Here is a 13,303-nt window from a genome sequence, read left to right as displayed (position 1 = left end):
CGTGACCGCTGTGCTCGATGGCAAGCGGGCCCTTATAACGGGCGCCACTAAGGGGATCGGTGCCGACATCGCCAGGACCTTTGCCGCCGCGGGGGCGGCCCTGGTTCTCAGCGGGCGAGACGAATCAGAGTTGGCTGCCGCGCGCAGTTCGCTCACCGACGAATTCGGCATCGAAATCGAGACCGTCACAGTCGATCTCGCCCAGCCTGACGGGCCGGACCGGCTGGCGGGTATCGCGGTCGCCGCCTTCGGCGGCCTCGACATCCTGGTCAACAACGCTGGCGTCTCGCACCCTGCGCCGGTCATCGCCACCGATCCGGACTTGTTCGACGCCACCATTGCGGTCAACCTGCGGGCTCCCGCGTTGTTGGCGTCCGCAGTCGGCAAGTCGATGGTCGAGCAGGGCACCGGCGGTTCGATCATCACGGTCGCGTCGGCCGCGGCACTGGCGCCGCTGGCCGATCACTACGCATATTGCGCATCCAAGGCCGGGTTGGTGATGGCAACCAAGGTTTTGGCTCGTGAGCTCGGCGCACACGGCATCAGGGCGAACTCGGTGTGTCCCACGGTGGTGCTCACCGAGATGGGCCAACGGGTGTGGGGCGAAGAGGCGAAAGCCGCCCCGATGCTCGCACGTATTCCATTGGGCCGCTTCGCAATCCCGCGCGAAGTCTCCGACACCGTGCTGTGGCTGGCCTCCGACGCGGCGAGTATGATTTCGGGCGTCGACGTTCCGGTCGACGGCGGCTACACGATGGGTTGATCGGCCAGTCGGTGTACGAGGCTACGGGTACTCGGATACAGCTGCAGCCAGGTCGAGTACAGGTCGTCGTACAGGTCGCGGTGCCGCGTCTCGGGTGTTATCTCACGCGAGATCTTGGCCCAGTCGGTGTCAGCGGGCACCAAACCGCTCCCGATCGCCGCGAGCAGCGCGTCTCCGTAGCTGGCCCCTATCGCCTGCTCCGGCACCTCTTGGGTGCGCCCGGTGATATCGCTGACCGCTTGCGCCCAGATCGGACTGCGAAGACCGCCGCCCACGGCCACTGTGCGCAGTCCGGCGTGGGCGTCGTCGAAACGCTCGAGGATCTCGCGAATGCCGAATGCGATTCCCTCGTAGGCGGCGCGGAAAAGGTGACCACGGCCGTGCCGCAGCGTAAGGCCGGCGAAAACACCGCGGGCTATCGGATCGAAGACCGGTGTGCGCTCGCCCGCCAAGTACGGCAGCGCCAGCAGTCCCTCGCTACCCGGCGGCACTCTCTGCGCCTCCGCCATGAGAACGTCGAAATCCGCACCGCCGGTGACATTCTGCAGCCAGCTCACCATGCTGCCCGCCGTCGACGTGCCCGCCGCGAGCGCCAACGAGTCGCGTTCGACACCGGTTGTCGTCCACAGCACGGGGTCGCTGTAGTAGCTGTCGATGATCTGGACCAGGAACATGGTCGAGCCGTACATCAACATCTGGTCGCCGGGATGGCGGACACCGACCGAGAACGCTTCGGCATAGGCGTCGACGGTGCCGGCCATGATGGGCGTGCCGACCGGTATGCCGGTGGCCTCGGCAGCGTCCGCATGCACCGTGCCGACCACGTCGGCGGGCCACAACAACCTCGGCAGAGGCAGATGACCACAGATGCGTTGCGCCCATTCGGCGTTCCACCCGAAATCACGCGTGGCATAAAGGGGATCGCACTGACTGGCGGTGTGATGATCCATCACGTACTCGCCGGTGAGTTTGGCAGCGATATAGGAGTTGGACCCGTACCACCGGGTTGCCTTCTCGAACACCTCGGGCTCATGGCGGCGAACCCATTCCAGCTTCGGCCCCACAGCCTGACTGGAAAGCGCGGTGCCCGCCTTCTGCAGGATCTCGTCGGCGCCCAACTCGGCTGTCAGCGAATCAATTTCGGCAGTCGCCCTGGTGTCGACGCCGTACATGATCGCGGGACGCAGCGGGCGGACCGCCTCGTCGCACAGCACGAGACACGGGCCGACGCCGCTGACGCAGGCGCCCGCCAGCGCCGCCCCCGTCGGAATCTGAGCGGTCAGCTTGGTGGCGATGGCGCAGACCTCTCGCCACCACGTCGCTTCCGGGTCGACCTCGACCCAACCGGGCCGAGGCAGGTCCATGGCGTGGGCAATCGTCTCGGTCGCCAGGACGTTGCCCGAGGTATCGACCAGGACGCCCTTGGTACTTCCGGTGCCGATATCGATGCCGAGCAGCACGTCCACGCGGCTACCCTACGTTGAGGGTGAAGTCGGCGTGGACGCGCCCAAGTGCGCCGGGCGTCAGCCCTTGCGGGCCTTGACCGCCTCGGTGAGTTGCGGGGCGACCTTGAACAGGTCACCGACGATGCCGAGGTCGGCGATCTCGAAGATCGGCGCCTCTTCGTCCTTGTTCACCGCGATGATCGTCTTCGACGTCTGCATGCCTGCGCGGTGCTGGATCGCGCCGGAGATACCCAGTGCGATGTACAGCTGGGGCGAAACGGTCTTGCCGGTCTGGCCCACCTGGAACTGACCCGGGTAGTAGCCGGAGTCCACCGCGGCACGCGACGCACCGACGGCCGCACCCAGCGAATCCGCCAATTCCTCGACAACGCTGAAGTTCTCGGCGCTTCCGACGCCGCGGCCGCCGGACACCACGACCGTGGCCTCGGTGAGCTCTGGACGATCGCCGGCCACCGCGGGCTCGCGCTTGGTGATCTTCGTTGCGTTCTCGGCCTGTGCGGGCACCTCTACGGTGACGACCTCGCCCGCGCCGTCGGCAGGCTCGGCGTCGATCGCACCGCCGCGCACCGTGATGACGGGCACGTCGCCGATGGCTTCGGCCTCCACGGTGAACGCCCCACCGAAGATGGAGTGGATGCCCTTGGCCCCCTCCTTGACGTCCACGACGTCGCTGAGCACACCGGAGCCGGTCCGGGCGGCGAGCCGACCGGCGATCTCCTTGCCGTCGGCGTTGGAAGACAGCAGCACAGCGGCCGGGGAGGCCGACTCCACCAGCGATGCCAGCACGTCGACGTACGGGGTGATGAGGTAGTTCTCCGCGTCGTCGGACTCGGCGACGTAGATCTTGGCCGCGCCGGCGGCCTTGAGGCCGTCGATCAGCGGGTCGGCGGTGCCGGGCTTGCCGACCACGACGGCCGACGGCTCACCCACCACGCGAGCGGCGGTGATCAATTCGGAGGTGACCTTCTTGAGGGCACCTTCGGCCTGCTCGACGAGCACAAGTACTTCAGCCATGAGTTGTTTCGCCTCTGTGTCTAGGGGTGGTCGGTAGCGAGCTAGATGATCTTTTGGGCCACGAGGTACTCGGCGACCTTGGTGCCGCCGTCACCTTCGTCGGTGACCTTCTCGCCTGCCGTCTTCGGCGGCTTGGGGGTCGACGCGACGACCTTCGATCCGGCGTTCGCGAGACCGACTTCGTCGCCGTCCACACCGATCTCGGCGAGGGTCAGCGTGGTGACTTCCTTCTTCTTGGCGGCCATGATGCCCTTGAAGGACGGGAAGCGCGGTTCGTTGATCTTCTCGGTGACGCTCACCACCGCGGGCAGTGACGCCTCCAGGGTGAACACGCCGTCGTCGGTTTCGCGCTCGCCGGTGACCTTGCCGTCTTCGACGGCCACCTTGCGCAGGTGGGTGAGCTGCGGAAGGCCGAGGTACTCGGCGATGATCGCGGGCACTGCGCCGCTGGTGCCGTCGGTGGCCTCGTTACCGGCGATGACCAGCTCGGTGCCCTCGATCGTGCCCAGTGCGCGGGCCAGCGCCCACCCGGTCTGAACCATGTCCGAGCCGTGCAGGCCGTCGTCGAGCAGATGAACGGCCTTGTCGGCACCCATCGACAGCGCCTTGCGGATCGCCTCGGTGGCACGCTGGGGACCGGCGGTCAGCACGGTCACCGTCGACTCGCCGCCGTCGCGCTCCTTGATCAGCAGCGCCTCTTCGACGGCGCGTTCGTTGATCTCGTCGAGCACGGCGTCGGCGGCCCCGCGGTCAAGGGTGTAATCGCCGTCGGTCAGCTTGCGTTCCGACCACGTGTCAGGGACCTGTTTGATCAGGACCACGATGTTCGTCATGAGTCTGGTTCGTCCTCCTCGAAGGGGGACCGGCGGTCGGCCCCCACTACCACGTTTGAAGCAGTCGCCACTATGTTACCCGTCGGTAACTTAAGGTGGTTCGCACGAACACCATAGCTGGTGGAAGTTTGTGTTCTGACGTCCCCTTACTCGCCGGAGAACCGGGCCAACCGTTGAGCGAACCGGCCACCAACCCTTCTCCTGGGTTAGCCTGCCTTTTGCGATGAGCTCATTTGTCACCGACGGTCCCGCCGGCCCGGAAGGTGCTCTGCCACTGACCGGGGAGCGCACGATCCCCGGTCTGGCCCAGGAGAACTACTGGTTCCGCCGCCATGAGGTGGTCTACCAGCGGTTGCGTGACCGCTGCGCCGGTCGCGACGTGCTCGAAGCGGGTTGCGGCGAGGGCTACGGCGCCGATCTGATCGCCGACGTCGCCCGCCGGGTGGTCGCACTGGACTACGACGAGGCCACGGTGGCCCATGTGCGTGCGCGCTATCCCAGGGTGGACATGCGCCACGGCAATCTCGCGGAGCTTCCGCTGCCCGACGGCTCGGTTGACGTCGTGGTGAACTTCCAGGTGATCGAGCATCTGTGGGACCAGCCACAGTTCGTCGCCGAATGCCTGCGTGTGCTGCGGCCGTCCGGGCTGCTGCTGATGTCGACGCCCAACCGGGTGACCTTCTCCCCCGGCCGCGATACGCCGATCAACCCCTTCCACACCCGTGAGCTCAACGCCGGCGAACTGACCGAGTTGCTCGAGTCGGCCGGGTTCACCATGGAGTCCATGCAGGGCGTGTTCCACGGATGCCCGCTGGCTGAGCTGGACGCCAAGCACGGCGGCTCGATCATCGACGCGCAGGTCGCCCGTGCGATCGCCGACGCGCCATGGCCTGAGGACCTGTTGGCCGACGTCGCCTCCGTCCGCATCGACGATTTCGAACTGACCGACGCGGCCGACCGCGATATCGACGAAAGCCTCGATCTGGTCGCAATCGCGGTGCGGCCATGACCGACTCGCGGACGCCGGGACTGTTCACCCTTGTTCTGCACACCCACCTGCCGTGGTTGGCCCATCACGGTCGCTGGCCGGTCGGCGAGGAATGGCTCTACCAGTCGTGGTCGGCGGCATACCTGCCGCTGATGCGGGTGCTGCGCAGGCTGGCCGACGAGGACCGTAGCCACCTCCTGACCCTCGGCATGACACCCGTTGTCACCGCGCAACTGGACGACCCGTACTGCCTGACGGGCATGCATCACTGGCTGGCCAACTGGCGGCTACGCGCCCAGGAGGCCACCACGCTGCCGGAACCGTTGCGGCAGTTCGGCGTTCGCGAGGTTGCCGAAGCCGACCGCGAGCTCGACGAGTTCAACACGCTGTGGCAGCACGGCGGCAGCCCGCTGCTGCGTGAGCTGATCGACACCGATACCATCGAACTGCTCGGCGGCCCGCTGTCGCATCCGTTCCAGCCGCTGCTGAATTCGCGGCTGCGCGAGTTCGCGCTGCGCGAAGGCCTTGCCGATGCCTACCAGCGGTTGGCGCACACGCCGACCGGAATCTGGGCGCCGGAATGCGCGTACGCCCCCGGCATGGAATTCGACTACGCCGCAGCCGGTGTCGGGCATTTCATGGTGGACGGCCCGTCGCTGCACGGCGACACGGCGCTTGGGCGTCCGGTCGGAGACTCCGACGTCATCGCGTTCGGTCGCGATCTGCAGGTCAGCTACCGGGTGTGGTCGCCGAAATCCGGCTATCCCGGCCACGCCGCCTACCGCGACTTCCACACCTACGATCACGTCACCGGCCTCAAGCCGGCCCGCGTCACCGGCCGCAACGTACCTTCGGATGCCAAGGCGCCCTACGGCCCCGAGCGTGCCGATCGCGCGGTCGACGGGCATGTCGCCGACTTCGTCGAGGTGGTGCGCCAACGGCTCGTCACGGAGAGCGAGCGGATCGGTCGGCCCGCACACGTGATCGCCGCATTCGACACCGAACTGTTCGGCCACTGGTGGTACGAGGGGCCGCTGTGGCTGGAACGGGTGTTGCGGGCGTTGCCCGCCGCGGGCATCCGGGTCGGTACGCTGTCCGATGCGGTCGCCGACGGCTTCACCGGCAGCGCCGTCGAATTGCCGCCCAGCTCTTGGGGTTCCGGCAAGGACTGGTCGGTGTGGTCGGGCGAGAAGGTGGCCGACATCGTGCAGCTCAACACCGAGGTCGTCGACACCGCACTGAGCACAGTGGACAAGGCGTTCGAGCAGAACGCGTCGGTGGGCGCCCCGGTCACCCGTGACGTCGTCGCCGACCAGATCCTGCGTGAGACGCTGCTGACCGTGTCGAGCGACTGGCCGTTCATGGTCAGCAAGGATTCCGCGGCCGACTACGCCCGTTACCGCGCCCATCTGCACGCGCATGCCACCCGCGAGATAGCGGGAGCGCTCGCGACGGGCCGCCGCGAGCAGGCCGAGCGGTTGGCGGCCGGCTGGAACCGCGCAGACGGTCTGTTCGGCGCACTCGACGCCAGAAGGCTCCCCCGCTCATGACCCCGCCTTGCCCGGCAACGGGGAGCTCTTGCCCCGCGACGGGGAGCTCTTGCCCGGCAACGGGGAGCTCTTGCCCCGCGACCGTGCGTGTCTGCTCCCCAACACGCCGGTGCAGAGCAGCACTTCGCGCACGCTCGCGGGGGATCGAGGGACCGTGAAGATCTTGATGGTGTCGTGGGAGTACCCGCCGGTGGTGGTCGGCGGGCTCGGACGGCATGTCTATCAGCTGGCGACGGCGCTGGCCGCGGCCGGACACGAGATCGTGGTCCTGAGCCGCAGGCCGTCGAACACCGACCCGAGCACACATCCGTCGACCGACGAGGTCAGTGAAGGTGTGCGGGTCGTCGCCGCCGCCCACGATCCGCACGAATTCGATTTCGGCACGGACATGATGGCTTGGACCCTGGCGATGGGCCACTCGATGACGCGCGCCGGACTGGCCATCAAGGCGCCGGGCAGGCGAGCCAACGAGTGGCGCCCCGATGTCGTGCACGCACACGACTGGCTGGTAGCCCATCCCGCCGTCGCGCTCGCCGAGTTCTACGACGTGCCACTGGTTTCCACGATCCACGCCACCGAGGCAGGCAGGCACACAGGCTGGGTGTCGGGTCCGATCAGCAGGCAGGTGCACGCCGTGGAATCCTGGCTGGTGCGTGAATCCGATTCGCTCATCGCATGTTCGAGGTCGATGAGCGACGAGATCACCGAGCTCTTTGGTCCCGGTCTGGCCGAGATCAGGGTCATCCGCAACGGAATCGACGCGGGTTTGTGGCCGTTCGCGCGGCGACGGCCGCGGCAGGGTCCCGCGCAGCTGCTCTATCTCGGCAGGCTGGAATACGAGAAGGGTATCCACGACGCGATCGCGGCGCTGCCGCGCATCAGGCGTAGCCATCCGGGCACGACGCTGATGATCGCAGGCGACGGCACCCAGTACGAGTGGCTCGTCGGACAGGCTCGAAAACACAAGGTGCTCAAGGCCGTAACGTTCGTCGGGCGGGTTGACCACAAAGGCCTGGTGCAGTTGCTGCATAGCGCCGACGCCGCGGTGCTCCCCAGCCATTATGAGCCATTCGGCATCGTGGCGCTGGAAGCGGCTGCGACGGGCACGCCCCTGGTGACGTCAAACGTCGGCGGTCTCGGCGAGGCGGTGATCAACGGGCAGACCGGAGTGTCGTTCCCGCCGCGCGACATCGCCGCCCTCGCTGCGGCGGTGCGCGCGGTGCTCGACGATCCGCAGGCCGCGCAACAGCATGCGATCGCCGCCCGCGATCGGTTGACGTCCGACTTCGACTGGCACACGGTCGCAGGGGAAACCGCACAGGTGTACATGGCCGCCAAACGCGGGGTGCGTCAACCGCACCCGCGCAGGCTGATCGTGGAACACGCCCTGCCCGACCGCTGACAGTTCGATCGGCGTCGAATCGTTCCGCATCTAACGTGCGGTATGGACACCAGAAGGTTCACCCTCGCAACGGCGTTGACCCTGGTTGCTGCCTACCTGGGACTCTTCGTCGGCCTGATCGACGCCAACGCGGTCAACCTCGCGCTGCCCGCCATCCGCACCCACCTCGGCGGCGGTATCTCGTGGGCGCAGTGGACGATCGACGCCTACAACATCTCCTTCGCCGCCTTGCTGCTGACCTCGGGATCCCTCGGCGACCGGTTCGGCAGACGAAGGCTGCTGCGGATCGGGTTGGCGGTCTTCGTCCTCGCCTCGTTGGCGTGTGCCGCCGCGCCGTCACTTCCGATCCTGCTGACAGCGCGGGCGGTACAGGGTGTCGGCGCAGCGCTGATGCTGCCGCACGGCCTGGCGATCGCCGCGGCCGCCTTCGCCCACCCGATCGAGCGCGGACGCGCCACCGCGGCGTGGGCGATGGCGGCAGCGATGAGCACGGCCCTGGGACCGATCTTGGGCGGCGTGCTGACCGACACGATCGGTTGGCGCTACATCTTCTGGCTCAACATTCCGGTCGGCCTGCTGGCTCTGCTGATGACCCGCCGCTTCCTGCCTGAATCGCGGGACCGCGACGCGTCGTACATCGACATACGGGGTCAGGCACTCGCGGTCGTCGCGCTCGCCACGCTGACGATCGTCCTGGTCGAGGGACGCTCGACGGCGCCCGTCTGGGTCGCTGTGTTGGCCGTCTGCGCCGTCGCCGCGGTCGCGGCATTCGTGATAAGCCAGCATCGCGCCGCCGTGCCGATGCTGCCGCTCGATCTGTTCCGCAGCCGCAGGCTGACTGCCGCGCTCATCGCAACGTTCACGATGACGTTCGGCATCTACGGGCTGCTGTTGGTCAACAGCTTCGTATTTCAGCGACAACGAGGCGCGAGCGCGCTGGTGACGGCGTTCTGGTTCCTGCCGATGCCATTGATGTATCTGGCGCTCATTCCGTTCGCGAACGCGATGGCGCACCGGACCGGTCCGCGGCTGCCGATGAGCGCGGGCCTGGGTTTGATGGCGGCCGGTCTGCTGCTCTACGCCGGTGTGGGGCCGTACGCCGATGTGTGGCTGCTGGAGCTGTCGTTCGTCCTGGCCGGCGCCGGCCTTGCCCTCAACACTGGGCCCGCGGTGGGACTCGCGATGGCCGCTGTCCCGGTTCGGCGGGCGGGGCTGGCCTCCGGCGTGGTGAACCTGGCCCGGCCGGTGGGTATCACTGTCGGTGTGGCGGTGTTGGGTAGTGCCATGGCCGCCGTCGGCGCGCAGATCGCGATGGCGTTGGGCGGTGTTGTCCAGCTGGTAGGCGCCGTGGTGGCGGTGCGATGGGCGCGAGATGCGACGGCGACGACGGAGGAAGAGGTTTGTCATGCGTGACGTCGCGGATCTGCCGACGTGCGGCGACGCCGACATCGCCGCGCTGGCGTCACTGCTCGCCGACCCGGCCCGGTGCAAGGTGCTACTGGCCCTCGACGACGGCCGCGCGTTGCCCGCCAGCGTCCTCGCCGACGAGGCGGGCATCAGCCGGTCGACGGCCAGCAGTCACCTGGGCAAGCTGACCGATGCAGGCCTCCTGGCGGTGGAAAGGCATGGCAGGCACCGCTATTACCGGCTGACCGGTCCAGAAGTCGGCGAACTGCTCGAGCATCTCGTTCGGTTGGCGCCGCCGCACCCGGTTCGGTCGCTGCGCGAAGGAACCCGCGCGGCCCGACTGCGTTCGGCGCGAACCTGTTACGACCACCTCGCCGGTCGGCTCGGCGTGCAGATCATGGGCAGCCTGCTGGACCGCGAGGTTCTCGTCGGCGGCGACGGACGTTACTACCCGCGCCGCGACGGCCATGACGCGCTGAGCAGTCCAGGCCATGACATCTCATACGAGCTGACCGACGGAGGCCGTGACTTCCTCACCGAGGTCGGTGTCCAATTGCCTACCGGGAGCAGGCCGCTGGTGCGGTACTGCGTGGACTGGACCGAGCAGCGTCATCACCTGTCCGGCGGGTTGGGCCGGGCGGTGTTGGACCGCGTGCTTTCCGCCCGCTGGGTGAAACGGGCACCGCGGGGACGCGCGGTGATGGTAACGACCGACGGCCGCACGGCGTTGGCCGAAACGTTCGGTATCGACTGGGCATCCTGATGCCGTCGTTCATTCTGCGATGACGGCTTCGGCTACTTGGGCATCGTCACCAAGGACGCAGAGTCAATGAAAGCAGTTAGCGGGATGCCTTCTTGCGCTCGATGTCGGCCAGTGCGGCCGCCAGCTTGGCACGCTCGGCCGCAGAGGTATCCCACGCCAGCTTGCGGTTCTTCACGACCTTGGCCGGCGCCCCGACCGCGATCGAATAGTCCGGGATGTCGCCCTTGACGACCGCGTGCGAGCCGAGGACGCAGCCCTTGCCGATCGTGGTGTTGCGCAGGATGGTGACCTTCGTCGCGATCCAGGTGTCGGGACCTATCCGCACCGGACCCTTGAGGATGCCCTGGTCCTTGATCGGCATGTTGATGTCCTCCATCCGGTGGTCGAAGTCGCAGACGTAGACCCAGTCGGCCATCAGCACCGAGTCGCCCAGCTCGATGTCGATGTAGGTGTTGATGACGTTGTCGCGGCCCAGCACCACCTTGTCGCCGAAGCGAAGCGAACCCTCGTGGCAGCGGATCGTGTTCTTGTCGCCGATGTGGACCCAGCGGCCGATCTCCATCGTCGACAGCTCGGGAGTCGCCTGAATCTCCACGCCTTTGCCGAGGAAAACCATGCCCCTGGTGATGATGTGGGGGTTGGCCAGCTTGAACTTGAGCAGCCGGAAGTAGCGCACCAGGTACCACGGCGTGTAGGCGCGATTCGAGATCACCCACCTCAAGGAAGCCATCGTGAGAAATTTGGCCTGGCGCGGATCGCGGAGCCGAGATCCCCGCCAGCGCTTGTGCAGCGGCGCCCCCCACATCGTCGTCATGGCCGGAAAGCCTACGCGAGCCTCCGTATCCCGAACGGTTACCCTCACGTGGGCCTACGAATAGGGACGGGAAAGGATCGAGTGTTCCGGCGACTCATCGTGCTGGCGTCAACAGCGCTGATCACGGGTGCTCTGGCCGGGTGCGGCAACACCGACTCCTGGGTCGACGCGCACGCGGCCGACGGCTGGCCCGCACAGTACGGCGACGCGGCCAACAGCAGCTACACCGGTGTGGCAGGCGCCGAGGCGCTCGAACTCCAATGGAGCCGCTCGGTGAAGGGCGATCTCGGCGCCACGGTGGCGCTGGGGTCCGGACAGTATCTGGCGGTCAACGGGCAGACCCCCGCCGGCTGCTCGCTGATGGTGTGGGAAGCGGACAACAACGCCCGGCAACGGTGGTGCACCCGGCTGTGGCAGGGCGGTGGATCGTCGAGCCCGCTGTGGGACGGCTTCGACAACCTCTACATCGGGCAGCCCGGTGCGATGTTGTCGTTCCCGCCGACGCAGTGGATCCGGTGGCGGCAGCCCGTCATCGGAATGCCTACCACTGCAAGGATTCTGGCGCCGAATCATCTTCTGGTGGTGACGCACCTGGGTCAGGTCCTGCTTTTCGACGCCCACCGCGGCTCGGTGATCGGCAATCCGCTGGACTTGGTGGAGGGCGTCGACCCGACGGACTCAATGCGGGGTCTGACCGACTGCCGGGCCGCACGGCCGCGCTGCCCGGTCGCCTCCGCGCCCGCGTTCGCCGCCAAGTCGGGCGTGGTCGTGGTGCCGGTTTGGCAGCCCAATGCACCGGCCTCGGTGCTCGTCGGGCTGAAATACAACCCCGACCGGAACCCCAAGCTGTCGGTGGCCTGGACGAGCGACGCGGTCAAGGCGGGGACGATGGCGAGCCCGGTGGCGTCTGCCGACGGGTCGACGATTTACGTCAACGGCCGTGACGACAGGCTGTGGGCCATCAACGCCGCGGACGGCAAGCCGAAGTGGTCGACGCCGCTGAAGTTTCTGTCGCAGACGCCGCCGTCGGTGGCGCCGAGCGACGACGTCATCGCCGGCGGCGGGCCCGACACGCGGCTGGTCGCGATCAAGGACCGCGGCAACCACGCCGACGTGATGTGGACCCGAGACGACATCTCCCCCTTGACGACGTCCAGCCGGGCCGGCGAACACGTCGCCTACACCGTGGTCAAAGACGGCGAGGACGGCCAGGCGCTGCTGGTGTTCGACCCCGGCGACGGCCACACCATCAACAGCTATCCGCTGCCGGATGCGCAAGGTTGGCCGGTCGGGGTGGCGATTGGCCACGACCGCCGCGTCGTCGTTTCGACGAGCGCCGGGCAGGTGTACGGCTTCTCGCCCGCCTAGCGGCTAGGCCAATTCGCCGGCCTCCTCAACGCGGCTCGTCCCTCGCCGCTTGATCGTCGCCCGGCTAGGCCAATTCGCCGGCCTCCTCAACGCGGCTCGTCCCTCGCCGCTTGATCGTCGCCCGGCTAGGCGATCATCCGGTCGACCGGCGCCCGCGGGATCGTCACCGTCAGGGCACCCGCCGACTCCGGCAGGATTGCGCCCTGGCCGAAGAAGAAGACCAGCGAGTCGTTCTGGATCGCGAAGTTCTCGTATGTCGCCGGGTTCAGCCCCACCTCGGGTGCGATCGCCGGCTTGGTGCCCATCTGCTTCTCCAGCTCCGCCTGCACCAGCGGGAAGATCACCGGCCACGGGTTGGCGCCCGGCTGGAACAGCGGCTGCATCTTCTCTTTGCCCCCGGTGTCGAGCACGATGGGCCAGCGAAGGGTCTGGTCCCAGTTGAACGCCTTGAAGAAGGTCTGCGGGTGGGCCCCACCGACGTCCTGGAACACCTTGAACACCACCGATTGCGTGCCGCGCGGCGGAACCGCCGAGTTGTACTCGGTCGGGGTGACCTCCAGCTGGTAGGGCATGGTGCGCGCGTCGGGCGACTTCGCGACGTTGACGAAGCCGTCCCGGGTCTGCTTTACCCAGTCGAAGACCGCCTGCACATCCGGATAGTCGGCCGGATAGGTGATCTGCAACGAGTAACCGGTGTCCCCGGCCTGGATCACGCAGTTCTGCCCGACCAAACCTCCCTGGAGGTCCGAGCACTTCGGCGGCGCGGCCGACGCGGGCCCAGCCGCGACAACACCCGAGAAGCCGACGAGTACGGCCGCAGTGGCAGCGAGAACCGACGTGGAAATGCGCATCGATGAGATCCTCTTCGAGCCAGAGCGGCACCGTAGCCGCCGACGTCACAATACAGGCGACAGGCAAGCTCCCGAAGGCGAGTA

The 13,303-nt window shown here is 67.4% G+C and carries 12 protein-coding genes; 7 read left to right on the top strand and 5 right to left on the bottom strand.

Going from position 1 to position 13,303, the window contains the following annotated elements:
* The first annotated feature begins 1 nt into the window (after position 1).
* On the top strand, positions 2–763 hold the full coding sequence (locus QOC76_RS16730) for an SDR family NAD(P)-dependent oxidoreductase (protein WP_526358287.1): 762 nt from the start codon (positions 2–4) through the stop codon (positions 761–763).
* Here QOC76_RS16730 and QOC76_RS16725 read toward each other — a convergent pair.
* From QOC76_RS16725 to QOC76_RS16715, 3 genes are read right to left on the bottom strand one after another with little or no spacing between them, the layout of a single operon-like run.
* Positions 748–2,229 carry an FGGY-family carbohydrate kinase gene (locus QOC76_RS16725; protein ID WP_526358285.1) on the bottom strand — a complete coding sequence of 494 codons (1,482 nt, stop codon included), beginning with the start codon at positions 2,227–2,229 and terminating at the stop codon, positions 748–750. The two genes, QOC76_RS16730 and QOC76_RS16725, sit on opposite strands and share 16 nt — an antisense overlap.
* Positions 2,230–2,286: 57 nt before the next feature.
* Complete coding sequence (locus QOC76_RS16720; protein ID WP_526358283.1) at positions 2,287–3,243, bottom strand: electron transfer flavoprotein subunit alpha/FixB family protein; 957 nt, start codon at positions 3,241–3,243, stop codon at positions 2,287–2,289.
* A gap of 41 nt (positions 3,244–3,284) precedes the next feature.
* Positions 3,285–4,076 carry an electron transfer flavoprotein subunit beta/FixA family protein gene (locus QOC76_RS16715; RefSeq protein ID WP_526358281.1) on the bottom strand — a complete coding sequence of 264 codons (792 nt, stop codon included), beginning with the start codon at positions 4,074–4,076 and terminating at the stop codon, positions 3,285–3,287.
* 223 nt (positions 4,077–4,299) lie between these two features.
* On the opposite strand from QOC76_RS16715, the gene QOC76_RS16710 reads away from it, so the two are divergent.
* The 5 genes from QOC76_RS16710 to QOC76_RS16690 all read left to right on the top strand — a co-directional run bounded on the left by QOC76_RS16710 (position 4,300) and on the right by QOC76_RS16690 (position 10,186).
* The gene (locus tag QOC76_RS16710; protein WP_526358279.1) at positions 4,300–5,085 is read left to right on the top strand and encodes a class I SAM-dependent methyltransferase; all 786 of its coding nucleotides are present in this window, start codon (positions 4,300–4,302) and stop codon (positions 5,083–5,085) included.
* On the top strand, positions 5,082–6,614 hold the full coding sequence (locus QOC76_RS16705; protein WP_526358277.1) for a 1,4-alpha-glucan branching protein domain-containing protein: 1,533 nt from the start codon (positions 5,082–5,084) through the stop codon (positions 6,612–6,614). The genes QOC76_RS16710 and QOC76_RS16705 overlap by 4 nt, the downstream gene beginning before the upstream one ends.
* Positions 6,615–6,768: 154 nt before the next feature.
* The gene (locus QOC76_RS16700) at positions 6,769–8,016 is read left to right on the top strand and encodes a glycosyltransferase family 4 protein (RefSeq protein WP_526358275.1); all 1,248 of its coding nucleotides are present in this window, start codon (positions 6,769–6,771) and stop codon (positions 8,014–8,016) included.
* Between the two features lie 42 nt (positions 8,017–8,058).
* Positions 8,059–9,429, top strand: a complete 1,371-nt coding sequence (locus tag QOC76_RS16695) for an MFS transporter (protein ID WP_526358273.1) — start codon at positions 8,059–8,061, stop codon at positions 9,427–9,429.
* Positions 9,422–10,186 carry an ArsR/SmtB family transcription factor gene (locus QOC76_RS16690; protein WP_526358271.1) on the top strand — a complete coding sequence of 255 codons (765 nt, stop codon included), beginning with the start codon at positions 9,422–9,424 and terminating at the stop codon, positions 10,184–10,186. Before QOC76_RS16695 ends, QOC76_RS16690 begins: the two co-directional genes overlap by 8 nt.
* Positions 10,187–10,262: 76 nt before the next feature.
* On the opposite strand, the gene QOC76_RS16685 is transcribed toward QOC76_RS16690, so the two are convergent.
* The gene (locus QOC76_RS16685) at positions 10,263–11,000 is read right to left on the bottom strand and encodes an acyltransferase (RefSeq protein WP_526358269.1); all 738 of its coding nucleotides are present in this window, start codon (positions 10,998–11,000) and stop codon (positions 10,263–10,265) included.
* A gap of 81 nt (positions 11,001–11,081) precedes the next feature.
* On the opposite strand from QOC76_RS16685, the gene QOC76_RS16680 reads away from it, so the two are divergent.
* Positions 11,082–12,368, top strand: a complete 1,287-nt coding sequence (locus tag QOC76_RS16680) for a BamB-related PQQ repeat family beta-propellar protein (RefSeq protein ID WP_526358267.1) — start codon at positions 11,082–11,084, stop codon at positions 12,366–12,368.
* A gap of 125 nt (positions 12,369–12,493) precedes the next feature.
* Here the strand turns inward: QOC76_RS16680 and QOC76_RS16675 are convergent, their stop codons facing one another.
* Complete coding sequence (locus QOC76_RS16675) at positions 12,494–13,219, bottom strand: esterase (RefSeq protein ID WP_526358265.1); 726 nt, start codon at positions 13,217–13,219, stop codon at positions 12,494–12,496.
* Positions 13,220–13,303 lie beyond the last annotated feature (84 nt).

This window comes from Mycobacterium sp., assembly GCF_032159565.1.
GTDB lineage: Bacteria > Actinomycetota > Actinomycetes > Mycobacteriales > Mycobacteriaceae > Mycobacterium.
This window is presented reverse-complemented; position numbering and strand designations above follow the sequence as displayed.